The sequence below is a fragment of the Eoetvoesiella sp. genome, from assembly GCF_035555955.1.
In the GTDB taxonomy this organism is placed as follows: domain Bacteria; phylum Pseudomonadota; class Gammaproteobacteria; order Burkholderiales; family Burkholderiaceae_B; genus Eoetvoesia.
Window position 1 is genome coordinate 54,396 of record NZ_DATMGA010000018.1, and the last position, 22,727, is coordinate 77,122.

Below are 22,727 nucleotides of genomic sequence, written 5' to 3' on the forward strand. Positions count from 1 at the left end.
ATTCCTGCGGTCTGTGCGGCCATGGAACCGCCACGCAAAACATGCCTGACGCGCGTATGCGTACAATAAGGCCATCTTGCCGCGCTGGCTCGGTCTCCGGGCGCAGTTTCCGGTAAAATATTCTGTTCGTCATTTTTATTACTCTTTTTTTATATAGGTCCCTAATGCAGCCCGTGGTTGAAACTCTGTCCGGCCTGGAGCGCCGTGTTGATCTGGTCGTTTCGGTGGCCGACATCGAAAAGGAAGTCCAGTCGCAACTCAAGCGCGTCGCACGTACGGCAAAAATCCAAGGCTTTCGCCCAGGGAAAGCTCCGCTGGCGTTGATTGAACGCACGCAAGGCCCCGGCATCCGCTACGACGTGATCAATTCCGAAGTAGGCCGTGCGCTCGACCAGATCATCGAAGAAAACAAACTGCGCATTGCCGGCGCTCCCAGCCTCGAACCCAAGACCGAAGGCGTCGACGAAGGCGCAATGGCCTTTTCCGCCACGTTCGAGGTGTATCCCGAGGTCCAGGTTCCCGACTTGTCCGCCCTGGAAGTCAAGCGGGTCGACACCGAAGTCGGCGAGGCCGAAGTCCAGAAGACCATCGACATCCTGCGCAAGCAGCGCGCCACCTACGAAGCCCGCGAAGGCCGTGCGGCCCAGGACGACGACCGTGTCACGCTCGATTTCGTCGGCACCATCGATGGCGTGGAATTCGATGGCGGCAAGGCTGAAGGCTTCGCCTTCGTCCTGGGCCAGGGCCGCATGCTCCCCGAGTTCGAAACCGCCGTGCGCGGCCTGAAGGCCGGCGAAAGCAAGACTTTCCCGCTTGAGTTCCCCGAAAACTACGGCGGCAAGGAAGTGGCCGGCAAGAAGGCCGAATTCGCCATCACCGTCAAGGAAGTGTCCGAGCCCATCCTGCCCGAGGTCGACGAAGCGTTTGCCAAGGAACTCGGCCAGGCCGAAGGCAATGTCGAGAAGCTGCTCGAAGACGTCCGTTCCAATATCGAGCGCGAAGCCAAGGCCCGCGCCCTGGCCCGCACCAAGACCAGCGTCATGGACGCTCTGGCGGCCGCCTGCACGTTCGACGTGCCCAAGGCCCTGGTCGAAAGCGACACGCAAAACCGCGTTGCCGCCGCCCGCGAAGAGCTCAAGCAGCGTGGCATGCCCAATGCCGACACCATGCCCATTCCGCCCGAAGCCTTCAGCGCCGAATCCGAGCGCCGTGTGCGCCTGGGCCTGCTGGTGTCCGAACTGGTCAACAGCGCCGACCTCAAGGCCAAGCCCGAACAGGTGCGCGCGCGCATCGAAGATCTGGCGCAAAACTACGAGCAGCCGGCCCAGGTTGTGGCCTATTATCTTTCCGATCGTCAACGCCGCTCCGAAATCGAAGCCATCGTCCTGGAAGAAAACGTCGTCAATCACGTTCTGTCCAAGGCCAAGGTCAACGACGAAAAAGTAGCGTTTGAAGAACTTATGGGGACTGCATAAATGCAGCGATTCACGGATTTTTATGCTTCGATGTATGGCGGCGACTCGGTAACGCCAACCAGCCTGGGCTATGTGCCCATCGTGGTCGAGCAGTCGGGTCGCGGTGAACGTTCTTACGACATCTACTCGCGCCTGTTGCGCGAACGGGTCATTTTCTTTGTCGGACCGGTCAACGACCAGTCGGCCAATCTGGTCGTGGCGCAATTGCTGTTCCTCGAATCGGAAAATCCGGACAAAGACATTTCGCTGTACATCAACTCGCCGGGCGGCTCGGTCTATGCGGGCCTGGCCATCTACGACACCATGCAATTCGTCAAGCCCGACGTATCCACGCTGTGCACGGGCATTGCCGCCAGCATGGGCGCGTTCTTGTTGTCGGCGGGCGCCAAAGGCAAGCGCTATACACTGCCCAATTCGCGCATCATGATCCATCAGCCGTCCGGCGGTGCGCAGGGCCAGGCTTCCGACATCCAGATCCAGGCCCGCGAAATCCTCGACCTGCGCGAGCGCCTCAACGGCATCCTGGCCAGCAACACCGGCCAACCCATCGAGCGCATCGCTCTCGACACCGAGCGCGACAATTTCATGTCGGCGCAAGATGCGGTATCGTATGGTTTGGTAGACAAGGTTCTGGTTTCCCGCGCCGCTGAAACACCGGCGTAAGACGCCGGCAGGTTGGCGCAGCGCCTGCCTCTAGCGTGCGCCTTTCCTTTATTACTTGGCGGGCCGGCTCCCATGGGCCGTCCTGTTTTACGGAATCATCGAAGAGTTTTATGCCTGAAAAAAAAGGATCAGCAGACGAAAAGGTGTTGCGCTGCTCGTTTTGCAATAAAAGCCAGCACGAAGTTCGTAAATTGATTGCTGGGCCCGATGTGTTCATCTGCGACGAATGTATTGATCTATGCACCAATATCATTCTCGAGGAAACACAAGAGGCGGCTCGCGATGCAATTCGCAACGAACTGCCCACGCCGCAGGAAATCAAGGCTTTCCTGGACGGCTACGTCATAGGCCAGGACACTCCCAAGCGCAATCTGGCTGTGGCGGTCTACAACCACTACAAGCGGATCCGCTATGGCGAAGTCAAGGGCGACGAAGTCGAGCTTTCCAAAAGCAACATCCTGCTCATCGGGCCCACCGGTTCGGGCAAGACGCTGCTCGCCCAGACGCTGGCCCGCATGCTGGACGTTCCCTTCGTCATGGCCGACGCCACTACGCTGACCGAAGCGGGCTACGTCGGGGAAGACGTCGAGAACATCATCCAGAAGCTGCTGCAGAACTGCAACTACGACATCGAGAAAGCGCAGCGGGCCATCGTCTACATCGACGAAATCGATAAAATCTCGCGCAAGTCCGACAACCCCTCCATCACCCGCGACGTTTCGGGCGAGGGCGTTCAGCAGGCGCTGCTCAAGCTCATCGAAGGCACGGTGGCCTCGGTGCCTCCGCAGGGCGGGCGCAAGCACCCCAACCAGGACTTCGTGCAGGTCGACACCACCAATATCCTCTTCATCGTCGGCGGCGCCTTCGACGGACTGGACAAGGTCATCCGCGACCGCACCGAAAAATCCGGCATCGGTTTCTCGGCCTCGGTCAATGCCAAGTCCGAACGGGGCGTGGGCGAGCTGTTCGCCGAAGTCGAACCCGAAGACCTCATCAAGTTTGGTCTCATCCCCGAACTGGTCGGGCGTTTGCCGGTGGTTGCCACTCTGGAAGAACTGCAGGAAGAAACCCTGGTTCGCATCCTTACCGAACCCAAGAACTCCCTGATCAAGCAGTTCCAGAAGCTGTTCGAAATGGAAGACGTCGAACTTGACGTGCGTCCGGCGGCGCTTTCCGCCATTGCGCAGCGCGCCCTGAAGCGGCGCACAGGCGCTCGCGGCCTGCGTTCCATCGTCGAGCAGTCCTTGCTTGGCACCATGTATGAACTTCCTTCCCTGAAGAATGTCAAACAAGTGGTTCTCGACGAAAACGCCGTCCTGGGCAAGGGTGTTCCCCTGCTTATTTACGCCGACGACGAAGCACAAGAGTCGCCGTCCGGCAATAAAAAGTCCGACGTGCCCAAGCTGAAGGACGCCGCCGCTTAAGGATTCACTTTCTGGATAAACGGGTTTATCGATGCGACACCTTGAAATTTTCCACATCGTCGCCAAGTACACCGGTATGTAGCAATACGAAAGGGAGGCTCAAGCTTCCCTTTCGTTTCTAAAGCAGCGTTTTTTAAGGAAATTTCTATGCCTGCGAGCCCGATTCTTTCTTCCGAAGCCATGGACTTGCCCCTGTTGCCCTTGCGTGATGTGGTGGTGTTTCCGCACATGGTGATTCCTTTGTTCGTCGGCCGTCCCCGTTCCATCAAGGCGCTGGAAATGGCCATGGAGGCGGGCAACAACATCATGCTGGTGGCGCAAAAATCGGCCAGCAAGGACGACCCCACGCCCGACGATCTCTACGACATCGGTTGCGCTGCCAGTATTCTGCAAATGCTCAAGCTGCCCGACGGCACGGTCAAGGTGCTGGTCGAAGGCCTGCAGCGCGCCCGCATCAATAGCGTCACCGAGGCCGAAACGCATTTCACGGCCAATGTTTCGCCGGTCGCTCCCGACGGCCAGCAGGGTGCCGAATCCGAGGCCCTGCGCCGCACGGTGGTCACCCAGTTCGAGCAATACGTCAAGCTCAACAAAAAAATCCCCCAGGAAATCCTCACCTCGCTGAGCGGCATCGACGATGCCGGCCGCCTGGCGGACACCATTTCCGCGCATCTGCCGCTCAAGCTCGAGCAAAAGCAGAAAATGCTTGAAATCACCGGCACCTCCGAGCGCCTCGAGAATCTGCTGTCGCAACTCGAGTCCGAAATCGACATTCTCCAGGTCGAGAAGCGCATTCGCGGCCGGGTCAAGAAGCAAATGGAGAAAAGCCAGCGCGACTACTACCTGAACGAGCAGGTCAAGGCCATCCAGAAAGAACTGGGCGAGGGCGAAGAAGGCGCCGACATCGAAGAGCTCGAAAAAAAGATCCAGGCCGCCCAGTTGCCCAAGGAAGCGCTCAAGAAGGCCGAGTCCGAGCTTAAAAAGCTCAAGCTCATGTCGCCCATGTCGGCCGAAGCCACCGTGGTGCGCAACTATATCGATACGCTCATCGGCCTGCCGTGGCGCAAGAAAAGCCGCATCAACAATTCCATTTCCAATGCCGACAAAGTGCTCAACGCCGATCACTACGGCCTGGAAAAGGTCAAGGAACGCATCATCGAATACCTGGCCGTGCAGCAGCGCGTCGACAAGCTGAAGGCGCCCATCCTGTGCCTGGTGGGGCCTCCGGGCGTGGGCAAGACCTCGCTGGGGCAGTCCATCGCCCGCGCCACGAACCGCAAGTTCGTGCGCATGGCCCTGGGCGGCGTACGCGACGAAGCCGAGATCCGCGGCCATCGCCGCACCTATATCGGCTCCATGCCGGGCAAGATCCTGCAGAACATGTCCAAGGTGGCGGTTCGCAATCCGCTGTTCCTGCTCGACGAGATCGATAAAATGGGCGCCGATTTCCGCGGCGATCCGTCTTCGGCGCTGCTCGAGGTGCTCGATCCGGAACAAAACCACACGTTCCAGGATCACTACATCGAGGTCGATTTCGATCTGTCCGACGTCATGTTCGTGGCCACCAGCAACACGCTCAACATCCCGCCGGCCCTACTCGACCGCATGGAAGTCATTCGTCTTTCGGGCTACACCGAAGATGAAAAAGTGCATATCGCGTTCGACCATCTGCTGCCCAAGCTCATGAAGAACAACGGTGTGCGCGAAGGCGAGATGCAGATCGAGGAGTCGGCGATTCGCGATATCGTGCGCTATTACACCCGCGAGGCGGGCGTGCGGGCGCTCGAGCGCGAAATGAGCAAAATCTGCCGCAAGGTCGTCAAGAAGACGCTCGAAACCAATCCCTCCGCATCGGCTGTCCGTGCCCGCAAAGGGGCCGTCGTCGAGCCGGGCCAGGCCGAGGTCGTCACCGCCGAGAACCTGGCCGACTACCTGGGCGTGCGCCGCTACAATTTCGGCATGGCCGAAAAAGAGAACAAGGTGGGGCAGGTTACCGGCCTGGCCTGGACCGAAGTGGGCGGCGATCTTCTCACCATCGAGGTCGCCGACATGCCGGGCAAGGGCGTGGTGCTGCGCACCGGCTCGCTGGGCGACGTCATGAAAGAATCGGTCGAGGCGGCCCGCACGGTGGTCCGCTCCAGGGCTCAGCGCTGGGGCATTGCCAATACCGCATTCGAAAAGCGCGATCTGCACGTGCACTTTCCCGAAGGGGCCACCCCCAAGGACGGTCCGTCGGCGGGTATTGCCATCACCACGGCCATGGTGTCGGCGCTTACCGGAATCCCGGTGCGCTCCGACGTCGCCATGACGGGCGAAATCACCCTGCGCGGCGAAGTCCTGCCCATTGGCGGCCTCAAGGAAAAACTGTTGGCGGCGCACCGCGGCGGCATCAAGACCGTGATGATTCCCGAGGAAAACGTCAAGGATCTGGCCGAGATTCCCGACAACGTCAAGAACCACCTCGAAATCATTCCGGTGCGCTGGATCGACCGGGTTCTGGAAGTGGCGCTGCAGCACATGCCCACACCGTTGTCCGACGAGGAAGTCGCGCGGCTGGCCGCCGAGTCGGTGGCCAACGCCAAAAAGACGGATGAGCCTTCTTCCTCCGAAGGAGTCATGAAGCACTAAGACGGCAGGCAGGCCAGGCCTGCCTCAACCCCTTGGGACACAGTAAAAACGCCTCACGACCGATTTAACACCGGTTGTGAGGCGTTTTTTTATTGGAAGACAGGTGGAAGCACGGTAAAAGGTGGCGGAGCTGCGAAGTTGCAGGCCGCCACTGGCTAGTTAGTGCAGCGGCGTGGTCCGGATAAGGCCGACGGCAATGCCTTCCAGCGAGAAGTCGTCGCCGGCGCTGACGAGTATTGGAGAGAAATCGGGGTTCTCGGGCAGGAGCTGGATTTGGCTGCCCGATTTGGACAGCCTTTTGACCGTGACTTCGTCGCCGATGCGGGCGACCACGATTTGGCCGTTGCGGGCCTCGGCGGTTTTTTTGACGGCGAGGAGGTCGCCGTCGAGAATGCCGGCATCGCGCATGCTGAGGCCGCGCACCCGCAGCAGGTAGTCGGGGGTCTGGCTGAAAAGCGCCGGCTCGACGCCGATTTCACGTTCGACATGCTCGGCCGCCAGGATAGGGCTGCCGGCCGCGACACGGCCCACGATGGGCAAAAGAAGCTGTTCGAGCAGGCTGGGAGAGGGCGGCGGTGCGGAAGCGGCGGGCTCGCCCACCAGGCGGATGCCGCGCGATGCGCCGGCGGTGAGTTCGATGGCGCCTTTGCGCGCCAGGGCCTTGAGGTGGTCTTCGGCGGCGTTGGCCGACTTGAAGCCCAAGGATCGGGCGATTTCGGCTCGCGTGGGCGGAAAGCCGGTACGCTGGATTTCGCTGCGGATGATATCCAGGATTTGCTGCTGACGCTCGGTAAGCTTGGTGGCCATGGTTTGCGCGATATACGGTGACTGTGTATTTGTACAGTCATGATTCTGCCGCAAGCGATACCGAAATGCAAGGCTTTCCGTCGAGACTTGAAGTGGAGTTTCCTGCGGGGTAAGTCCGGACCTTCCCATGGGCATCGGTTTCGTCAATAAAAAGATAAAAGCGAATTAATTGACATTTATGAAAAATTATTGACATAATAGTAAAAAACTTTCCAGCTTAGAGGCCGCATTTGCCGGCTTTGGTTCTTGGACAGCCAGGTGCATAACATGCCGTCGCAGCGACTTCCCGCGAAATATCTTTTGATGCAAACGCAGGATCTTGATGCCGCTCGCTCCGTCATCGAACGGCTATACGCCCCTTTTTCCTGGAAGCTCAGTTCATCGCACAAAAACACATGCGGCACGGTCAGCGTCCATACAGCGAAGTGGGGGCCGTTAGCGTTATCCATGCTGGGTTATGGCCACGATATCGAGGTTTGCCCGGAAGGTTTGGGTGGCTCGCTGCTTGTCACCACCGTCCTTGCCGGGCGTATGCTGCAACGTAATAGCACTGGCGAATCGGGGGGAGGTCCTGGATCTTCGGTGCTGGCTGTCGAAGGAGATAGCCCTGTTTTCCGGTACAGCAGGCAGGCCGAGGTCTTGAAGCTGAATTTTTCGCAGCATCGGATCGATGCGCTGTGCTGGGAGCTATTGGGGCACCAAGGGACGAAGCCGGTGCGATTCTGTGCCAATGCTCTCGAAGGAGCCGCGTCGCAACGCTGGATGGATCTGTTGACCTATTTGATTGCAAGCTTGTCCGATTCCGAGTCTTGCTTGCCGGACAGGCTTGCGGGAGGGCTGGAGGACGTGCTGGTATTGCATTTATTGAACTCAGCCCGTCATAACTACAGCGAGGAACTGCACCGTAGCCCGGCTCCTCTCGTGCCGCGCGAGTATCGTCGTGCTTGCGCGTATATGGAGGCGCATTGGCGAGAGTCGATTGCCCTGCTGGATGTTGCGCGGGCAGTCGGTTGCAGCGTCCGCTCCCTGTCGCGCGCCTTCCATTGCGCAGGTCAGACGACGCCCATGCGCTATCTTATGGAGTTGCGTTTGCAGCGCGTGCACGAGCTATTGCGCAACGGCACCATGTCCGATACCACGATAGTGCAAGCCGCGCTTGAATGCGGATTCAACCATCTTGGCGAATTCCATCTGCGGTACCGCCGCCGCTTCGGCGAGTCGCCATCACAGACTCGCGCCCGATCAATACTCTAAGATCCTCTTTGGGCTTGGCGGCACATTCTGGCCAGGAACCGTAGCAATTGGCCGAAAGCCGATAGTCGCCGCATCGCAGTCCTTTCATCATTACGAAAACAACCGGCACACCGCAAGGTGGATGAGCCGAGCAGACTGGTAATGACGAGGAGCTGGAATGAGACATGCGCGCGATACAAAAATGCCCACGCTGTCGATCGCTCAAGGGGAGCGGCTCGATTTCTGGGAGCGAGCCCTGATGAATGGGCGCATTGGCCGAAGGGCTTTTCTGACATTGGTGGCCGGCTTGGGGCTGAGTAGTGCTTATGCAGGTGAACTAGCGGATCACGCGCAGCGCGTGCAGCGCAACCAGAAGGCGCTGGCCAATGCTCTGCGCAAACAGTACGACTACATCGTTTGCGGCTCGGGATCCGCCGGCAGCGTAGTGGCGGGGCGATTGGCGGAAGATGGCCGTTCACGGGTGCTCTTGCTCGAGGCCGGCGGATCCGATCAGGTCGACAGCGTGATCCAGCCGGCGGCGTGGTTCACGAACCTTGGCACGGCACGCGACTGGAAAGACATCTCGGAACCACAGGCGGGGCTGCTTGGCCGCCGGATGGCAATGGATACCGGCAGGGTCCTGGGCGGCGGCAGCAGCATCAATGCCTGCAATTATGCGCGAGGCCATCGCAATGACTTTGAGTTCTGGCATGCCGAGTCCGGCGATTCGGCATGGGGCTACGAAGCGATCCTGGATATATACAAGCGGTTGGAAAATTGGCAGGGAGTTCAGGATCCGAAGCGTCGAGGACGGGGAGGCCCTTTCTGGGTTCAGCCAGCGCAAAATCCGAACGCCTGTGCTGTCGCGTTGCTGGACGCCGCCGGAAATGCAGGGATAGCACGGTTTGATGACGCGAACGGCGCGTTGATGGAAGGCTCGTCGGGCGCAGCCTTGCTGAATCAGAATATAGAAAATGGCCGGCGCCGTAATGTGCCGTCCGCTTTTCTCCATCCTCTGATGGATCGCCCAAACTTGACCGTGCTGACGGAAGCCTGCGTCGATCGGTTGGTTTTCCGGGGGACTCGTGCCACGGGTGTGCAGTTGCGCTGGCAAGGCCGCTTGCTTGAAATCGAAGCCGCTCGGGAGATAGTGCTGTCGATGGGGGCCATCAACACGCCCAAGGTGCTGATGCTGTCCGGCGTGGGAGATGAAACGCTCTTGAAACCTTTGGGGCTGCGCGTTTCAAACCATCTTCCGGGGGTTGGCAGGAATCTGCAGGATCACATATTGTTGGGCGGCTGTATATGGGAATACAAGAACCCGCTGCCGATGACGAATAGCGGGGCGGACTCCATGTTTTTCGCCAAGAGCCACTCCGAACTGGACACGCCCGATCTGTATCCGGTCCATATTCAGCTTCCCTACGCGAGTCCGGTCATCGCCAAGCGCTATGCTCCGCCGGCTTCGTGCTGGGCCATTGCGCCGGGATTGGTAAGACCCAAGAGTCATGGCAGGGTTGAATTGCGCTCCCTCGATCCCGATGCCCGACCAGCGCTGTATCCCAACTACCTCAGTCACCCGGATGACGTGAGGGCATTGATGCGAGGCGTGGAGTTGAGCCGTGAGCTGGGCAACTCGGCGGCTATGCGCGATTTTGTGAAACGGGAGGTAGCTCCCGGCCCGCTCCGTGGCGACGCCCTGGAAAAATTCGTGCGCGATGCGGCTACGACGTTCTTTCATGCAAGCGGGACGTGCCGTATAGGCACGGATGCGCACGCGGTGGTGGACGCGCAGCTCAAGGTGCGTGGTATCGACGGCCTGCGCATCGCTGATTCGTCCGTGATGCCCAGGATCACCACAGGCCCCACTATGGCGCCGTGCATGGCGATAGGGCAGCGTCTGGCAGACATTTTGCTGGGCCAGACGTAAGCCCGCCGGATCAGCCCGTTTTCCGCTCGACCGGGCAGAGGACGTTGCGGTTCGCGCGGTGGCGCGGAAAACATTTACGAAAGAGCACCAAAAGCAGACAGGAGAAAGCATGAACAGCAACGACACCCCAGAACTGAAAGCATCCCGAGCGTCTTCGGAGGATTTCCTTCACGAGTACGGCCACTTTATTCAAGGCGTCTGGACTGGCGGCGACAGTGGCGCGACGATAGCGTTGAAAAACCCGGCCACGGGCGCGGCCCTGAGCCGCATCGCCGCAGGAAACGCCGTCGATGCAAAGCGGGCGATCGACGCGGCGGCCAGCGCATTTCCGGCGTGGTCTCAAACGCCGCCGGCCAGGCGTCAGGAGATTCTTTACGAGATCGTGCGCCGCCTCAAAGCCCGCCTCGGTCACTATGCAATGATGGACACGTTGAATAATGGCAAGCCCATCAGCGAAGCCACCCATTTCGACATGCCGATGGCCATAGAGCAGTTCGCGATTTTCTCTGGCGCTCCTTGGCAATTGCACGGGGAGTCAGTGCGGGCGGCCGACGCGGTCGGCATCATACATCGCGAGCCCTTGGGCGTGGTGGTGCAAATCATTCCCTGGAATGTGCCGATGATCATGCTGGCTTCGAAGATCGCTCCGGCGCTGGCCGCCGGCAACACGGTGGTGATGAAGCCGTCGGAGATCGTGTGCTTGTCGGTGCTGGAGTTCATGCGTGAGATGGCCGATCTGCTGCCCCCGGGGGTGCTCAATATCGTCACTGGGTATGGTCCTGACCTGGGCGAGGCTCTAGTGACCGATCCACGAGTGCGCAAGGTTGGTTTCACCGGCTCTCGTCCCACCGCGCGCCGCCTCATGCAGTACGCATCCGTCAATATCATTCCGCAAACCATGGAGTTGGGAGGCAAGTCGGCCAATATCGTTTGCGAGGACGCTGACCTGGACGCCGCGGCCGAAGGCGCGGCGATGTCCACAGTGTTGAACAAGGGCGAGGTTTGCCTGGCGGGTTCCCGACTTTTCGTGCACGAGAAAGTGAAGGACGCCTTTCTCGAGAAGCTGCAACGCATTCTGCGAGGCATTCGGATCGGGGATCCGACTTTGCCCGATACCCAACTTGGCGCGCAGGCCTCGCAAATGCAGATGGACAAGATCACGGGCTATCTGGAATTAGGACCCAGGGAGGGGGCGAAGGTCTTGATGGGAGGGCAGCGGGCCGAGGTGAAAGGCCTTGAAAATGGGTTGTTCATCCAGCCGACGATATTCGTCGATGTGGACAACTCCATGAAAATCGCTCAGGAGGAAATCTTTGGGCCCGTTGTCAGCGTCATTACCTGGAAGACCGACGATGAGGTGGTGCGTTTGGCCAACGATTCGATATATGGCCTGGGCGGCGGAGTGTGGACATCCGACCTGTCTCGCGCCCATCGTATGGCTTGCGCACTCGAAACAGGCACCATATGGATCAATCGCTATTACAATTTTCTGGGCGGCATGCCGATCGGTGGCTATAAGCAAAGCGGTTTCGGCCGTGAGTTCGCCCATGAGGTCTTGAATCACTACACGTTGACCAAGAGCGTGGTGATCAATCTACATCCCGGCCCCGTGGGGGTTTTCGGCTAGAACGGTAGGGCGCATTGCGTTCGGGCCGGAAAGATGCGGCGCGGGGCGGCGGATCATATGGTCCGCCGCCCCGCGATTTGTTTCTGATTGTTTGGGCCTAGGCGATGACCTTGGCGATAGCATCGGCCACGTAGTCGATGTTGCGGCTGTTAAGCGCGGCCACGCAGATGCGGCCGCTGCTGACGGCATAGACGCTGTGCTCGTTGCGCAGGCGGTCGACCTGCTCGGCGGTAAGGCCCGAATACGAGAACATGCCTCGCTGCGCAAGCACGAAATCGAAGTCCTGCTTCACACCGCGGGCCTTGAGCTTTTCGACGAGCTGCTGGCGCATGGCGCGGATGCGGTTGCGCATTTCGGCCAGCTCTTCGACCCACAGCGCGTAAAGTTCGGGGCTGTTCAGCACCGAGGCTACGATGGTTCCGCCATGGGTGGGAGGGTTGGAGTAATTGGTGCGGATGACGCGCTTGAGCTGGCTGAGCACGCGGTCTTTTTCGTCCTGGCTGCCGGCCACCAGGGTGAGCGCGCCGACGCGTTCGCCATACAGCGAAAAGGACTTGGAAAACGACGAGCTGATGAGCATGGTGAGGCCCAGCCCGGCGAACAGCCGCACGACGGCGGCGTCTTCCTCGAGGCCGTCGCCAAAGCCCTGGTAGGCGATGTCGACGAACGGTACGAGGTCGGCCTCTTTGACGGCTTGCGCGATTTCGCGCCATTGCTCGATGCTGGGATCCACGCCGGTGGGGTTATGGCAGCAGGCGTGCAGCACCACGATGGTCTTGGCCGGCAGCGCCTTGAGCGCGGCCAGCATGCCCGGAAAGTCCAGGCCGTGGGTCTTAGCGTCGTAGTAGGGATAGGTTTCGACTTTGAAGCCGGCGCGCTCGAACAGCGCGCGATGGTTTTCCCAGCTGGGGTTGCTGATGACGACCTTGGAGCCGGGCAACAGTTGCCTGAGGAAATCGGCGCCGATCTTGAGCGCGCCGGTGCCGCCCAACGCCTGGGCGGTAAGGACGCGGCCTTCGGCGATGAGCGGCGAATCGGCGCCAAGCAAGAGGGTTTGCGCGCCCTTGTTGTAGCTGGCAAGCCCTTCGATGGGCAGGTAGCCGCGTGCTGCGGCGGCCTCGATGCGTGCGACCTCGGCTTTGCGAACGGCCTTCAGCAGCGGAATGCGGCCCTCGTCGTTGTAGTACACACCTACGCCCAGATTGACTTTGGTGCTGCGGCTATCGGTGTTGTATTGCTCGTTGAGACCAAGAATGGGGTCGCGTGGAGCCAGCTCGACGGATTCGAAAAGAGAGGTCATGGTTTGGAAGGTTGCCAGAGGGAGGGGGAAAGGAATAAAAAGAGTGTAATAGTGAGATAATAAGGGGTTTACCCTGAGGTTGTCTAGCAATGACCACTCACGCTCCTGGCTTCATCCAGTATCCGGACAGTCCGTTTCAGCTTTACCAGCCTTATCCACCGGCCGGCGATCAGCCTTCGGCAATCAATGGGCTGGTCGAAGGCGTCACCGACGGCCTCATGTACCAGACACTGCTGGGGGTCACTGGGTCGGGCAAGACCTACACCATGGCCAATGTCATTGCCCGCACGGGACGCCCGGCCATCGTGCTGGCGCCCAACAAGACCCTGGCGGCGCAGCTGTATGCCGAGTTCCGTGAATTTTTTCCGAACAACGCCGTCGAGTATTTTGTCTCGTATTACGACTACTACCAGCCCGAAGCCTATGTGGCGGCCCGCGACCTGTTCATCGAGAAGGATTCGTCCATCAACGAGCATATCGAGCAGATGCGCTTGTCGGCCACCAAGAGCCTGCTGGAGCGGCGCGATACGATCATCGTGGGCTCGGTGTCCTGCATATACGGTATCGGCAATCCGGGCGATTATCACGCCATGGTGCTCACGCTGCGCACCGGCGACCGAATTCCCCGCCAGGAACTGCTGGCGCGCCTGGTGGCCATGCAATACGAGCGCAACGATGTCGAATTCGCTCGCGGCACGTTTCGCGCGCGGGGCGAAGTCATCGACGTCTTTCCGGCCGAACATGCCGAGCTGGCGCTGCGCCTTACCTTGTTCGACGACGAGGTCGAGTCGCTGGAACTGTTCGACCCGCTTACCGGGAAAATCAAGCAGAAGATCGTCCGCTTTACCGTGTTCCCCCGTTCGCACTACGTCACCCCCCGCGAAACCGTGCTGCGGGCCATCGAAACCATCAAGCTCGAACTGCGCGAGCGGCTGGATTTCTTCGTCAAGGAAAACCGCCTGGTGGAAGCGCAGCGGCTCGAGCAGCGCACCCGCTTCGACCTGGAAATGCTGCAGGAACTGGGGTTCTGCAAGGGCATCGAGAATTACTCCCGCCACTTGTCGGGCGCGGCCGCCGGCGAGCCGCCTCCAACCCTCATCGACTACCTGCCCGCCGATTCGCTGATGTTCATCGACGAAAGCCATGTCACCATGGGGCAGCTGGGCGCCATGTACAAGGGCGACCGCTCGCGCAAGGAAACCCTGGTCACCTTCGGTTTTCGCCTGCCTTCGGCGCTGGACAACCGCCCCTTGAAGCTCGAAGAGTTCGAGCACCGCATGCCGCAAACGGTTTTTGTGTCGGCCACGCCCTCCAATTACGAGCGCGATCACGCCGACAATATTGTCGAGCAGGTGGTGCGTCCGACCGGGCTGGTCGATCCCGAAATCGAAGTCCGCCCCGCCACGACTCAGGTCGACGACTTGCTGGGTGAGGCCAAATTGCGGGCGGCCGCGGGCGAGCGCGTATTGGTGACTACCCTGACCAAGCGCATGGCCGAGGACTTGACCGACTATCTGACCGAAAGCGGCCTCAAGGTGCGCTATCTGCATTCGGACATCGATACGGTCGAACGGGTTGAAATCATTCGAGATCTGCGCCTGGGCGTGTTCGACGTGCTGGTGGGCATCAACCTGCTGCGCGAAGGGCTGGATATTCCCGAAGTGTCGCTGGTTGCCATTCTGGATGCGGACAAAGAAGGCTTCTTGCGTTCCGAACGCAGCCTGATCCAGACCATAGGCCGGGCGGCGCGCAATCTGAACGGGCGGGCCATACTTTATGCCGACCAGATCACCGATTCCATGCATCGGGCCATAGGCGAGACTGAAAGGCGCCGGGCCAAGCAACTGGCTTTCAATGAAGAGCACGGCATTACGGCGCGCGGGGTCAACAAGGCGGTGCGCGAGATGATCGACGGCGTCATGTCGCCCACGGCCGAAGCGGCGGTGATGGAGGACATTCCGCTTGCCGTGCTGGCCGACGACAAATCCCTGGCCAAAGAGATCCGCCGCCTGGAAAAACTGATGATGGATCACGCCAAGAACCTGGAGTTCGAGCAGGCCGCCGCCGCGCGAGATGCCTTGAATCACCTGAAGCAGCGGGCCTTGCTGTCATAAGCGAGCACCATGACAATCGTGTTGCGGTTTTGGGTTTGGCTTGGCTTGCTTTAAAAAAGCGGGTTTCAAGCTGTAATATGTTGGAAAATTCCAACACGGCAAGGGCGTGCGCGGGCCAAGCAAGACCGTGTTTGCGGGTGGGAAACGCATCGCGGCGGCAACGGAAGCGGGAATTGAGCTTGATTTATACCAAGGGTAAACCCTTAGTTTTGTCGAAAAAGAATCCTTGAAAATGTTTGCTGCACTGCATGAATGCTGGCTTCCTGCGGTATTCCAAAATGCGTTTCGAGGGCCGTTTCCCAAGTTTTTGCCGTCAGGTAAAGCTTTAATATTTTGTGTATTAATTTTTGTCAATGCGCGTTTCGACAGGTCCCCGGGGCTTGCGAAAACTATTGCCTTATTGCGGGTTTTCCCGCACAATTTCACCCATGATGACTAAGGTACTTTTCGTTTGCATGGGTAATATCTGCCGCTCGCCAAGCGCAGAGGGTGTGTTCCGTCGTCTGGTCGACGAAGCGGGGCTGTCCGGCGTGGTCGACGTGGATTCGGCCGCCACCCATAACTTCCATATTGGCGAAGCGCCCGACGCTCGTGCCCAGGCGGCTGCGCGCAAGCGCGGCTACGACATCTCGGCATGCGTCGCGCGTCAAATCACCGCCGACGATTTCCGCGAATTCGACCTCATTCTGGCCATGGACTGGGAAAACCTTTCCGCCCTGCAGCAGCAGTGCCCCAAGGTATACCAGCACAAGCTCATGCTGCTTATGCGCTTCGCCAACGAGTTCGAAGAAGCCACGGTTCCCGACCCTTACTACGGCGGCCCCGAAGGTTTCGCCAAGGTGCTCGACTACCTCGAAGACTCCTGCCAGGGCGTGCTCGAAGTCGTGCGCAAGCGGGCAACGCAATACCAGGCGGCGTAAAGCGGGTAACTGCCTCGGCGTCGAAGTATTGCAGTGCAAAAAAACCGGGCTTTCAGCGCGGTTTTTTTTCAGCTCAGTTCCCTAGTAAATCAGTCAGGTATTTGCTATACTTGACTTAAATAGTCGGGTATAAGGACGCTTGACTATCGGTTGGCGCTTCGATCCAACCGTTAATTGATCCGTGTGTTTGGCTTGGCAAGGAATTCACTATGCGTTTGACGACCAAAGGGCGTTTTGCAGTAACTGCCATGATAGACCTCGCTTTGAAGCAACAAAGCGGCCCCGTCACCCTGGCGGCCATCAGTCAGCGGCAAAATATTTCCCTATCCTATCTCGAGCAACTGTTCGGCAAATTGCGCCGCCACGAATTGGTCGAAAGCATCCGGGGGCCGGGGGGAGGTTACTCGCTGGCGCGCCTGGCGCGCAATATCACGGTGGCCGACATTATTTTTGCGGTCGACGAACCGCTGGACGCCACCAGTTGCGGCGGCAAGGAAGACTGCAATGTGGGGCGCAGCGGCACTTCGGGCAAATGCATGACCCACGAACTATGGACTACACTGAATCATAAAATGGTCGAGTTTCTAGATTCCGTGTCTTTGCAGGACCTCGTCGACAAGCAGCGCATGCGCCTGCTGGCCGAAGCCACCCAGGCACAGACCTCTAAAATCAAGGAAGTGGGTATCAAGATCGTATCGCCGATGTCCGCCTGAATCGCCCGGCCAAATTGGCATCGGCGAACGTCAGGGCGCGGCCCGGCCAAACAAAGCAAGCAGGAACCCCAGGCTATGGCCTATAGCAATAAAATACTCGACCATTACGAAAACCCCCGCAATGTCGGCGCCTTCGACAAAAACGATGCCAGCGTCGGCACAGGCATGGTTGGCGCGCCTTCCCAGGGCGATGTCGTGAAATTGCAGATCAAGGTTGACGAACAGGGTATCATTAAGGATGCACGCTTCAAAACCTATGGCTGCGGTTCGGCCATAGCATCCAGTTCGCTGGCCACCGAATGGGTCAAAGGCAAGACGCTGGACGAAGCGCTCAGCATCCGCAATACGCAAATTGCCGAAGAACTTGCTTTGCCGCCGGTAAAGATCCACTGCTCCATTTTGGCCGAAGACGCCATCAAGGCCGCAGTGCGAAATTACAAAGACAAGCATCAGGATTAACAGTATGGAAATTACGCTTACACAACAAGCCGCCGACCACATCAACCGTTATCTCGAAAAACGCGGCAAGGGCATGGGCCTGCGCCTGGGCGTGCGTGCCAGCGGGTGCTCCGGCATGGCCTACAAGCTAGAATATGTCGACGAGCCCAATGCCGAAGACACCGTGTTCGAGCAACTGGGCGTCAAGGTTTTCGTCGACCCGCAAAGCCTGCCGTATCTCGATGGCACGCAGCTGGACTACACGCGCGAGGGCCTGAACGAAGGGTTCAAGTTCTCCAACCCCAACGAAAAAGCCACCTGCGGCTGCGGCGAGTCGTTCACGGTGTAATGCCGCCAAAGGAATGATTCACTGGTTCTAGGCAAAGCTGCCGCCACCGCGCGCATATGCGGTAGCCGATTCTGCGCAATCCTGTTTTCGGCAGCTTTGTCTTGCAATAGCCGGTTGTTTATCTGGCTTATTGCATGTACTTTCATCATGCATCAGGCAATTCAGCAAAAGCGATCCAGCAAAGACCGCCTAGTAAAGGCCGACTGGAAAAGGCAGTTCAGCAAAAGCAATCCAACATTGTGTGTCAGATTGCTTTATTTATTTACATCGCTGATATATTATTAAATACATAGGCCATTTGGCCTAGGTAAAAAAGCCACTGCCAGAGCTTGCTTCGCAAAAAATCAATAAAAAAAGCCTATGTGACTCATGCGCATAGGCTTTATGCGATTTCAAACGACGTCATTGTCGTATTCAGAAACTTGCGGCCTACCGGCGCGGTTCGCCCGCTTGGCCGCAGATAGCAGCTGTTTCCCGTTTTCGTAGTCGTTTCACCGGCCCCACCCGGCAAGGAAGGATACAAATGGATATGTTGCCCACGAAGATTTTGCAAGCCACCGCGCTTTCGATGCCATCGGAAGCCAGGGTAACTCGGCGCCAGCCGGTTCCCGCATAGAGGGGGAAAAGCATGAATACAACTATGAGCAAGCAGTTGGCGGTGTTGCGGGTCACCGCACTGACGGCGGCATTGATGAGTGTGTATGGGGTTGCCCAGGGCACCCCGACATATAGCGCGGGATCAGGCGACACTATCAACGTGACTGACAGCACGATAACGAATACCGATTCCCCTGCAACGTCGGTGATCATTGCGAATGGCTTGGGCGCCGACATTACCTTCGACAAAACGGATATCGTCATAAACTGGAACGGCCCGAACGCCAGCAACACCTCCAACGCCGCGCTACAAGCTGCCAATGGCGGGAAGATAACGATAACGGGCGGCACAATCAATACGTCCTATAACAATGACGCAACTCAGAACAACGTGCGCAAGCAGGGGTTGCAAGCCATCGATGGCGGCACCATCAATGCTTCGAACATCACCATCAATACCACCGGCGGAAAAAGTCCGGGCGTGCAGGCCTTCAGGACATACACCAATCCAACGGCCGGCGACACGCCGACGGTTGTCAATTTGGATCACGTTGCTATCAATACTGGTGGGCCAGAGTATTCGGTGGGTATACGAGCCGATCACAATGGTGCAAGCGTCATAGGCGTTAATACGGATATCACCACGACCGCGAAAAAGAGCTTTGGCGTCGAGGTCGATGATGGCGGTGCGGTACAGCTAACCAACGGCACAATTACCACCTCGGGAGATCAGGCTGCGGGTGTGCGTGCTTATACTGGTACGAGTACCGAAACTGATCCCAGGGGGCAGTTCGGGCCGGGCATCGTGACGCTTACCGGTACCACCATCAAGACCAGCGGCGCCAAGGCGGCGGGCCTTCTGGCCGGTGATGCGGACGAACCCACGGCGGGGATCATCAATGCGACCAATGTCACGATCACGACATCGGGCAGCGGGGCTCATGCGGCAGCGGCTACGAATGGATCTTCCATCACTCTGAGCGGTGGCACATTGACCGCCGAAGGAAGCGGCTATGGGCTTTATGTCGCCGGGGCTGGTTCCAGCATTACCGTCACGAACGGCACAGTCATCCAAACAGACGGCGGGAAATATGCCGTCCAGGCAGTCGACGGCGGCCAAGTCAGCTTGAGCGGTGGTTCGGTCACCAATGCGGGAACAACCAGCGACAGGACGACTGTCTACGCAACCGGCGTGGGAACTTCAGTGACCGCGCAGGACGTCGCGTTGAAAAACACGGCGGCTGGCCTTGGCACCGGCGATCTTTCCAATGTCGTGTCCGCCGCTTCCCAGGCTTCCGTCACCTTGAATGGTGGCAGCGTGTCTTCCGAAAGCTCGACTTTTGGCCGAGGCATTCTGGCGAGTTCCGGCGCAAGCGTCACCGCCAACGGCGTTGATATTTCTACTGTCGGCACGTTGTCCAACGCGGTGCATGCGTATAGTAAACAGCAACTGCTTACCGATACGGCCGATACGGCATTCATTACACTCGACAGCGGCACGGTAGGCACAAGCGGCGACAACAGCTACGGCTTGTTCGCGCAAAACAAGGGTTCGAGTGTTTCCACGACCGGCAGCACTGTCGTCACGACGACGGGCGCTAACTCGTTCGGCGCAGTGGCCTATAACGGTGGGGTGTTGAACCTGGCCGGGGTTGCGTTGACGACTAGCGGCTCTGGCGCCGATGGCATTGCAGTCAATGAATTGTTGGGCGCCCAGACGCCGGGGAAGGTGCCTACTCCCAATTTTGGAAGCACGTTGAGTCTGAAAGACAGCAGCGTAACGTCCGAAAAAGCCAACGGCATATATTTGGGTAAAGATTCGACCGCCACGATTGAAAACACGGCTATTCTGGCGGCCAAGCATGGAGTGGTTATCCAGGACGGCGCAAGCGCCGCCATCACTGGCGGCTCCGTTGCGTCGACGGGAAATGAGCAGCACGCCGTCGTGGTTGATGGAGAAGGTTCGTCGTTCAGTGCCGGCAACGTTGCCATCAGCGCTGCGGGTTCGATTGATAATCGGGGCGATGTGACACATGCCATCGATCTTACCAATGGCGCCACGGCGGCGATCACCGGCGGCAGCATTAAAACAACCGGCGCCAATTTCACCACAGGTATTTTTGCTGCTACTGGCAGCACGGCGACTGCCAATAACGTAGCTATTTCCACAACCGGGGATACCGGGGTGGGCGTGCGTGCCTACAGCGCGTATGAAACAGCAGACGAAAGTCCCACCCCCACTCCCAACCAGACCGTCAACATCAACGGCGGCTCCATTACCACCAGCGGTGTCGAGAGCTATGGACTCTGGGCTCAGGATATGGGTTCGCATATTGTGGCGGATTCGTATACCGATCCGTCGAGCTCATCCGTTACGCCTCTTACCATAACGACCAGCGGAGAAAATGCATATGGCGTGGCCGTATATGGCGGCGCGGACGCTTCGTTGACAGACGTCGTCGTCAATACATCGGGCGCGGGTGCGAGCGGGGTTGCGCTGAACACGCTGGGGGCCCTGTATCATCCAACCAGGCCTTCCAGTGTTGCCGCGACATTCACCATGTCGGGGGGCAGCATTAGCGCAACAGGAGCGGGAGCATCGGCGGCTGTCCTGCAGGACAGCGGTACAGCCAACTTCACGGGCACGACGCTTAGTTCGGCGGGAGCGACGTTCAGCTCGGTCTTTACCCTGTCGGGGCAGTCCCAGAACATTACGCTGGGCAGCGGCACGACGGTGGCCAGCAACAACGGCACGCTGTTGAACGTGACACGTAGCGGCGCCGGGACGGATGGCACGGTCATGCTGGCGCTGCAGGATGGTTCGTTCGCCCAGGGCAATGTGTACGATAAAGACGGCAGCAATCAGGTTACGGTTACCAAGGGCGCCAATGCAAGCTGGGCGGGTCTGGTGGTGGACAGCACGACGCAACAGATCGACTCAAGCACCCCTCCGCCGCCGGACTACTCCACGCCCAACGATGTCCTCATCACCAGCACGGATCCGGTGACCTTCACCGGCACGACCAACGTGGGCGGTGACTTCTCGGGTTCCACGGGCGGCAGCACCACCTTCAGCGGCTCGACCACCATCAGCGGCAACCTGGTCGGGGCGCAAGGCTCGACGACGAGCTTCTCGGGCCCGACCACGATCGGCGCGGTCACGGGCGGCTCGGGCTCGAGCATCCACTTCACGGGCTCGTCCACCACCATCCAGGGCAATGTGTCGGGCAACCAGGGTACGCAAATCACCTTCAGTCAGGGCGGCAGCACCACCATCGGCGGCTCGGTGAACCTGAGCGGCAGCGGCACCAGCACCCACGGCGGCACCATCGGGAACCCCATCATTGTCCAGGGCGATGTGACGGTGGGCAGTGGCGCGACCCTGGGCGGCAACATCACCTCCAACGGCTCGCTGGGCGGCTCGGGCGGCACGATCGGACCGGGCAACTCGGTGGGCGTGCAAAGCTATGCAACGAGCGCTGGCTTTACCGGCACCTACAAGGCCGAGGTCAATGCAGCGGGCAACTCCGACCTGATCGTCATCCGCTCGGGCAACTTCGACCTGTCGGGCATCGGCCTGACGGTGGGGCAAGAGAACGGCAACGGCGGCTACGTGCTGAACCACGACTACACCATTGTGCAGACGCCGGGCGGCTCGGTGGTGAACACGTTCCAGAGCACGGGGCTGGATTCGAGCTTTGCCGGCACGCTGGTGCAGCTCGATCCGGTCAAGTACGGGGCGCAGGACGTCAAGGTCAGCCTGTCGGTGAACAACTCGGCCATCGAGGCCAAGCGTGCCGGCTTTAGCGCCAACCAGAACGCCGCGCTCGATGGCGTGCTGTCGGTGGCCGGGCACAACACGGCGGCCGATGCGGCGCTGCAGTCCACGGACTCGGGCGGGGCGCTGAACCAGCTGTCGGGCGAATCGTTCGCCAGCACGGCCTCGGCGCTGCTGGCCTCCAGTGGGCTGGTGCAGCGCACGCTGACCCAGCGCATGCAGGGCAATGTGGGCAGCGGGATGCGCCCCGGGGCGCTGACGGCGCAGGCGGGTGGAGCCTTGCCGGCCGGGTCGCTGCCGCAGTCCGAGGCGCAGCCGTTGTGGGCGCAGGTGGTGGGCAACTGGAACACGCTGTCCAGCGACGGCAACGCGGCCAAGGTCAGCACGGATCTGGGCGGGGTGTTTGTCGGGGGCGATGCGGGGGTCGGATCGGGCTGGCGCGTGGGCGGGGCCCTGGGCTACACCCACGGCAATATCGACGTGGACGACCGCTCGTCGCGCAGCAAGGTGGATAGCTACACGGTGTCGCTGTATGGCGGCAACAGCTGGGCGGCAGGCAAAGGTAAGGTGAACTTCCTGGCCGGGGCGGCCTACACCTGGAACAAGGTGGACAGCCGGCGCACGGTGACGGTGGGCGGCAATCAGACGCTGCGGGCCGACTACAACGGCAATGCCACGCAGGTGTTCACGGAGCTGGGGTATGCGCTGCCGGTGGGGGCGCACAGCGTGCT

At 59.5% G+C, this 22,727-nt stretch carries 16 protein-coding genes; 13 read left to right on the forward strand and 3 right to left on the reverse strand.

The window, feature by feature from the left end:
* The first annotated feature begins 164 nt into the window (after positions 1 to 164).
* The 4 genes from tig to lon all read left to right on the forward strand — a co-directional run bounded on the left by tig (position 165) and on the right by lon (position 6,190).
* Complete coding sequence (tig, locus tag VNT00_RS06010) at positions 165 to 1,475, forward strand: trigger factor (protein WP_325585491.1); 1,311 nt, start codon at positions 165 to 167, stop codon at positions 1,473 to 1,475.
* Positions 1,476 to 2,138 (forward strand): ATP-dependent Clp endopeptidase proteolytic subunit ClpP, encoded by a 663-nt coding sequence (gene clpP / locus VNT00_RS06015; protein WP_325585493.1) that lies wholly within the window; start codon positions 1,476 to 1,478, stop codon positions 2,136 to 2,138.
* 110 nt (positions 2,139 to 2,248) lie between these two features.
* Positions 2,249 to 3,562, forward strand: coding sequence for an ATP-dependent Clp protease ATP-binding subunit ClpX (clpX, locus tag VNT00_RS06020; protein ID WP_325585495.1), 1,314 nt, complete (start codon positions 2,249 to 2,251; stop codon positions 3,560 to 3,562).
* 147 nt (positions 3,563 to 3,709) lie between these two features.
* Positions 3,710 to 6,190 (forward strand): endopeptidase La, encoded by a 2,481-nt coding sequence (lon, locus tag VNT00_RS06025; RefSeq protein ID WP_325585497.1) that lies wholly within the window; start codon positions 3,710 to 3,712, stop codon positions 6,188 to 6,190.
* Between the two features lie 159 nt (positions 6,191 to 6,349).
* Here lon and lexA read toward each other — a convergent pair whose 3' ends face one another.
* Positions 6,350 to 6,997, reverse strand: coding sequence for a transcriptional repressor LexA (lexA, locus tag VNT00_RS06030; RefSeq protein WP_325585499.1), 648 nt, complete (start codon positions 6,995 to 6,997; stop codon positions 6,350 to 6,352).
* Between the two features lie 267 nt (positions 6,998 to 7,264).
* Between lexA and VNT00_RS06035 the strand changes: the two genes are divergently transcribed.
* The 3 genes from VNT00_RS06035 to VNT00_RS06045 all read left to right on the forward strand — a co-directional run bounded on the left by VNT00_RS06035 (position 7,265) and on the right by VNT00_RS06045 (position 11,787).
* Positions 7,265 to 8,251, forward strand: coding sequence for an AraC family transcriptional regulator (locus VNT00_RS06035; RefSeq protein WP_325585501.1), 987 nt, complete (start codon positions 7,265 to 7,267; stop codon positions 8,249 to 8,251).
* Positions 8,252 to 8,408: 157 nt separating this feature from the next.
* Positions 8,409 to 10,160 carry a GMC family oxidoreductase gene (locus VNT00_RS06040; RefSeq protein ID WP_325585503.1) on the forward strand — a complete coding sequence of 584 codons (1,752 nt, stop codon included), beginning with the start codon at positions 8,409 to 8,411 and terminating at the stop codon, positions 10,158 to 10,160.
* Positions 10,161 to 10,269: 109 nt separating this feature from the next.
* Complete coding sequence (locus VNT00_RS06045; protein ID WP_325585505.1) at positions 10,270 to 11,787, forward strand: aldehyde dehydrogenase family protein; 1,518 nt, start codon at positions 10,270 to 10,272, stop codon at positions 11,785 to 11,787.
* Positions 11,788 to 11,884: 97 nt separating this feature from the next.
* Here the strand turns inward: VNT00_RS06045 and VNT00_RS06050 are convergent, their stop codons facing one another.
* Positions 11,885 to 13,087 carry an amino acid aminotransferase gene (locus VNT00_RS06050; protein ID WP_325585507.1) on the reverse strand — a complete coding sequence of 401 codons (1,203 nt, stop codon included), beginning with the start codon at positions 13,085 to 13,087 and terminating at the stop codon, positions 11,885 to 11,887.
* Between the two features lie 89 nt (positions 13,088 to 13,176).
* Here VNT00_RS06050 and uvrB point away from each other — a divergent pair, with 89 nt between their 5' ends.
* On the forward strand, positions 13,177 to 15,201 hold the full coding sequence (uvrB, locus tag VNT00_RS06055; RefSeq protein WP_325585509.1) for an excinuclease ABC subunit UvrB: 2,025 nt from the start codon (positions 13,177 to 13,179) through the stop codon (positions 15,199 to 15,201).
* Here the strand turns inward: uvrB and VNT00_RS06060 are convergent.
* Positions 15,196 to 15,555, reverse strand: coding sequence for a hypothetical protein (locus VNT00_RS06060; protein WP_325585511.1), 360 nt, complete (start codon positions 15,553 to 15,555; stop codon positions 15,196 to 15,198). The two genes, uvrB and VNT00_RS06060, sit on opposite strands and share 6 nt — an antisense overlap.
* Before the next feature lie 74 nt (positions 15,556 to 15,629).
* On the opposite strand from VNT00_RS06060, the gene VNT00_RS06065 reads away from it, so the two are divergent.
* The 5 genes from VNT00_RS06065 to VNT00_RS06085 form a co-directional block, all read left to right on the forward strand.
* Positions 15,630 to 16,121: a low molecular weight protein-tyrosine-phosphatase gene (locus VNT00_RS06065; protein ID WP_325585513.1), complete on the forward strand. Its 492-nt coding sequence runs from the start codon at positions 15,630 to 15,632 to the stop codon at positions 16,119 to 16,121.
* A gap of 209 nt (positions 16,122 to 16,330) precedes the next feature.
* The gene (gene iscR, locus VNT00_RS06070) at positions 16,331 to 16,834 is read left to right on the forward strand and encodes a Fe-S cluster assembly transcriptional regulator IscR (RefSeq protein ID WP_325585515.1); all 504 of its coding nucleotides are present in this window, start codon (positions 16,331 to 16,333) and stop codon (positions 16,832 to 16,834) included.
* 75 nt (positions 16,835 to 16,909) lie between these two features.
* Complete coding sequence (gene iscU, locus VNT00_RS06075) at positions 16,910 to 17,293, forward strand: Fe-S cluster assembly scaffold IscU (protein WP_325585517.1); 384 nt, start codon at positions 16,910 to 16,912, stop codon at positions 17,291 to 17,293.
* 4 nt (positions 17,294 to 17,297) lie between these two features.
* Entirely contained in the window at positions 17,298 to 17,621 is a 324-nt protein-coding gene (iscA, locus tag VNT00_RS06080) for an iron-sulfur cluster assembly protein IscA (RefSeq protein WP_325585519.1), read from the forward strand.
* Positions 17,622 to 18,249: 628 nt separating this feature from the next.
* Positions 18,250 to 22,727, forward strand: a 4,478-nt coding sequence (locus VNT00_RS06085) for a beta strand repeat-containing protein (protein ID WP_325585521.1), incomplete at its 3' end; no start/stop codon positions are given.

What these genes read in the sequence shown, in the direction of transcription:
- tig (WP_325585491.1), top strand. Translation starts at nt 165, where the DNA reads ATGCAGCCCGTGGTTGAAACTCTGTCCGGCCTGGAGCGCCGTGTTGAT.
- clpP (WP_325585493.1), top strand. Translation starts at nt 1,476, where the DNA reads ATGCAGCGATTCACGGATTTTTATGCTTCGATGTATGGCGGCGACTCG.
- clpX (WP_325585495.1), top strand. Translation starts at nt 2,249, where the DNA reads ATGCCTGAAAAAAAAGGATCAGCAGACGAAAAGGTGTTGCGCTGCTCG.
- lon (WP_325585497.1), top strand. Translation starts at nt 3,710, where the DNA reads ATGCCTGCGAGCCCGATTCTTTCTTCCGAAGCCATGGACTTGCCCCTG.
- lexA (WP_325585499.1), bottom strand. Translation starts at nt 6,997, where the DNA reads ATGGCCACCAAGCTTACCGAGCGTCAGCAGCAAATCCTGGATATCATC.
- VNT00_RS06035 (WP_325585501.1), top strand. Translation starts at nt 7,265, where the DNA reads ATGCCGTCGCAGCGACTTCCCGCGAAATATCTTTTGATGCAAACGCAG.
- VNT00_RS06040 (WP_325585503.1), top strand. Translation starts at nt 8,409, where the DNA reads ATGAGACATGCGCGCGATACAAAAATGCCCACGCTGTCGATCGCTCAA.
- VNT00_RS06045 (WP_325585505.1), top strand. Translation starts at nt 10,270, where the DNA reads ATGAACAGCAACGACACCCCAGAACTGAAAGCATCCCGAGCGTCTTCG.
- VNT00_RS06050 (WP_325585507.1), bottom strand. Translation starts at nt 13,087, where the DNA reads ATGACCTCTCTTTTCGAATCCGTCGAGCTGGCTCCACGCGACCCCATT.
- uvrB (WP_325585509.1), top strand. Translation starts at nt 13,177, where the DNA reads ATGACCACTCACGCTCCTGGCTTCATCCAGTATCCGGACAGTCCGTTT.
- VNT00_RS06065 (WP_325585513.1), top strand. Translation starts at nt 15,630, where the DNA reads ATGATGACTAAGGTACTTTTCGTTTGCATGGGTAATATCTGCCGCTCG.
- iscR (WP_325585515.1), top strand. Translation starts at nt 16,331, where the DNA reads ATGCGTTTGACGACCAAAGGGCGTTTTGCAGTAACTGCCATGATAGAC.
- iscU (WP_325585517.1), top strand. Translation starts at nt 16,910, where the DNA reads ATGGCCTATAGCAATAAAATACTCGACCATTACGAAAACCCCCGCAAT.
- iscA (WP_325585519.1), top strand. Translation starts at nt 17,298, where the DNA reads ATGGAAATTACGCTTACACAACAAGCCGCCGACCACATCAACCGTTAT.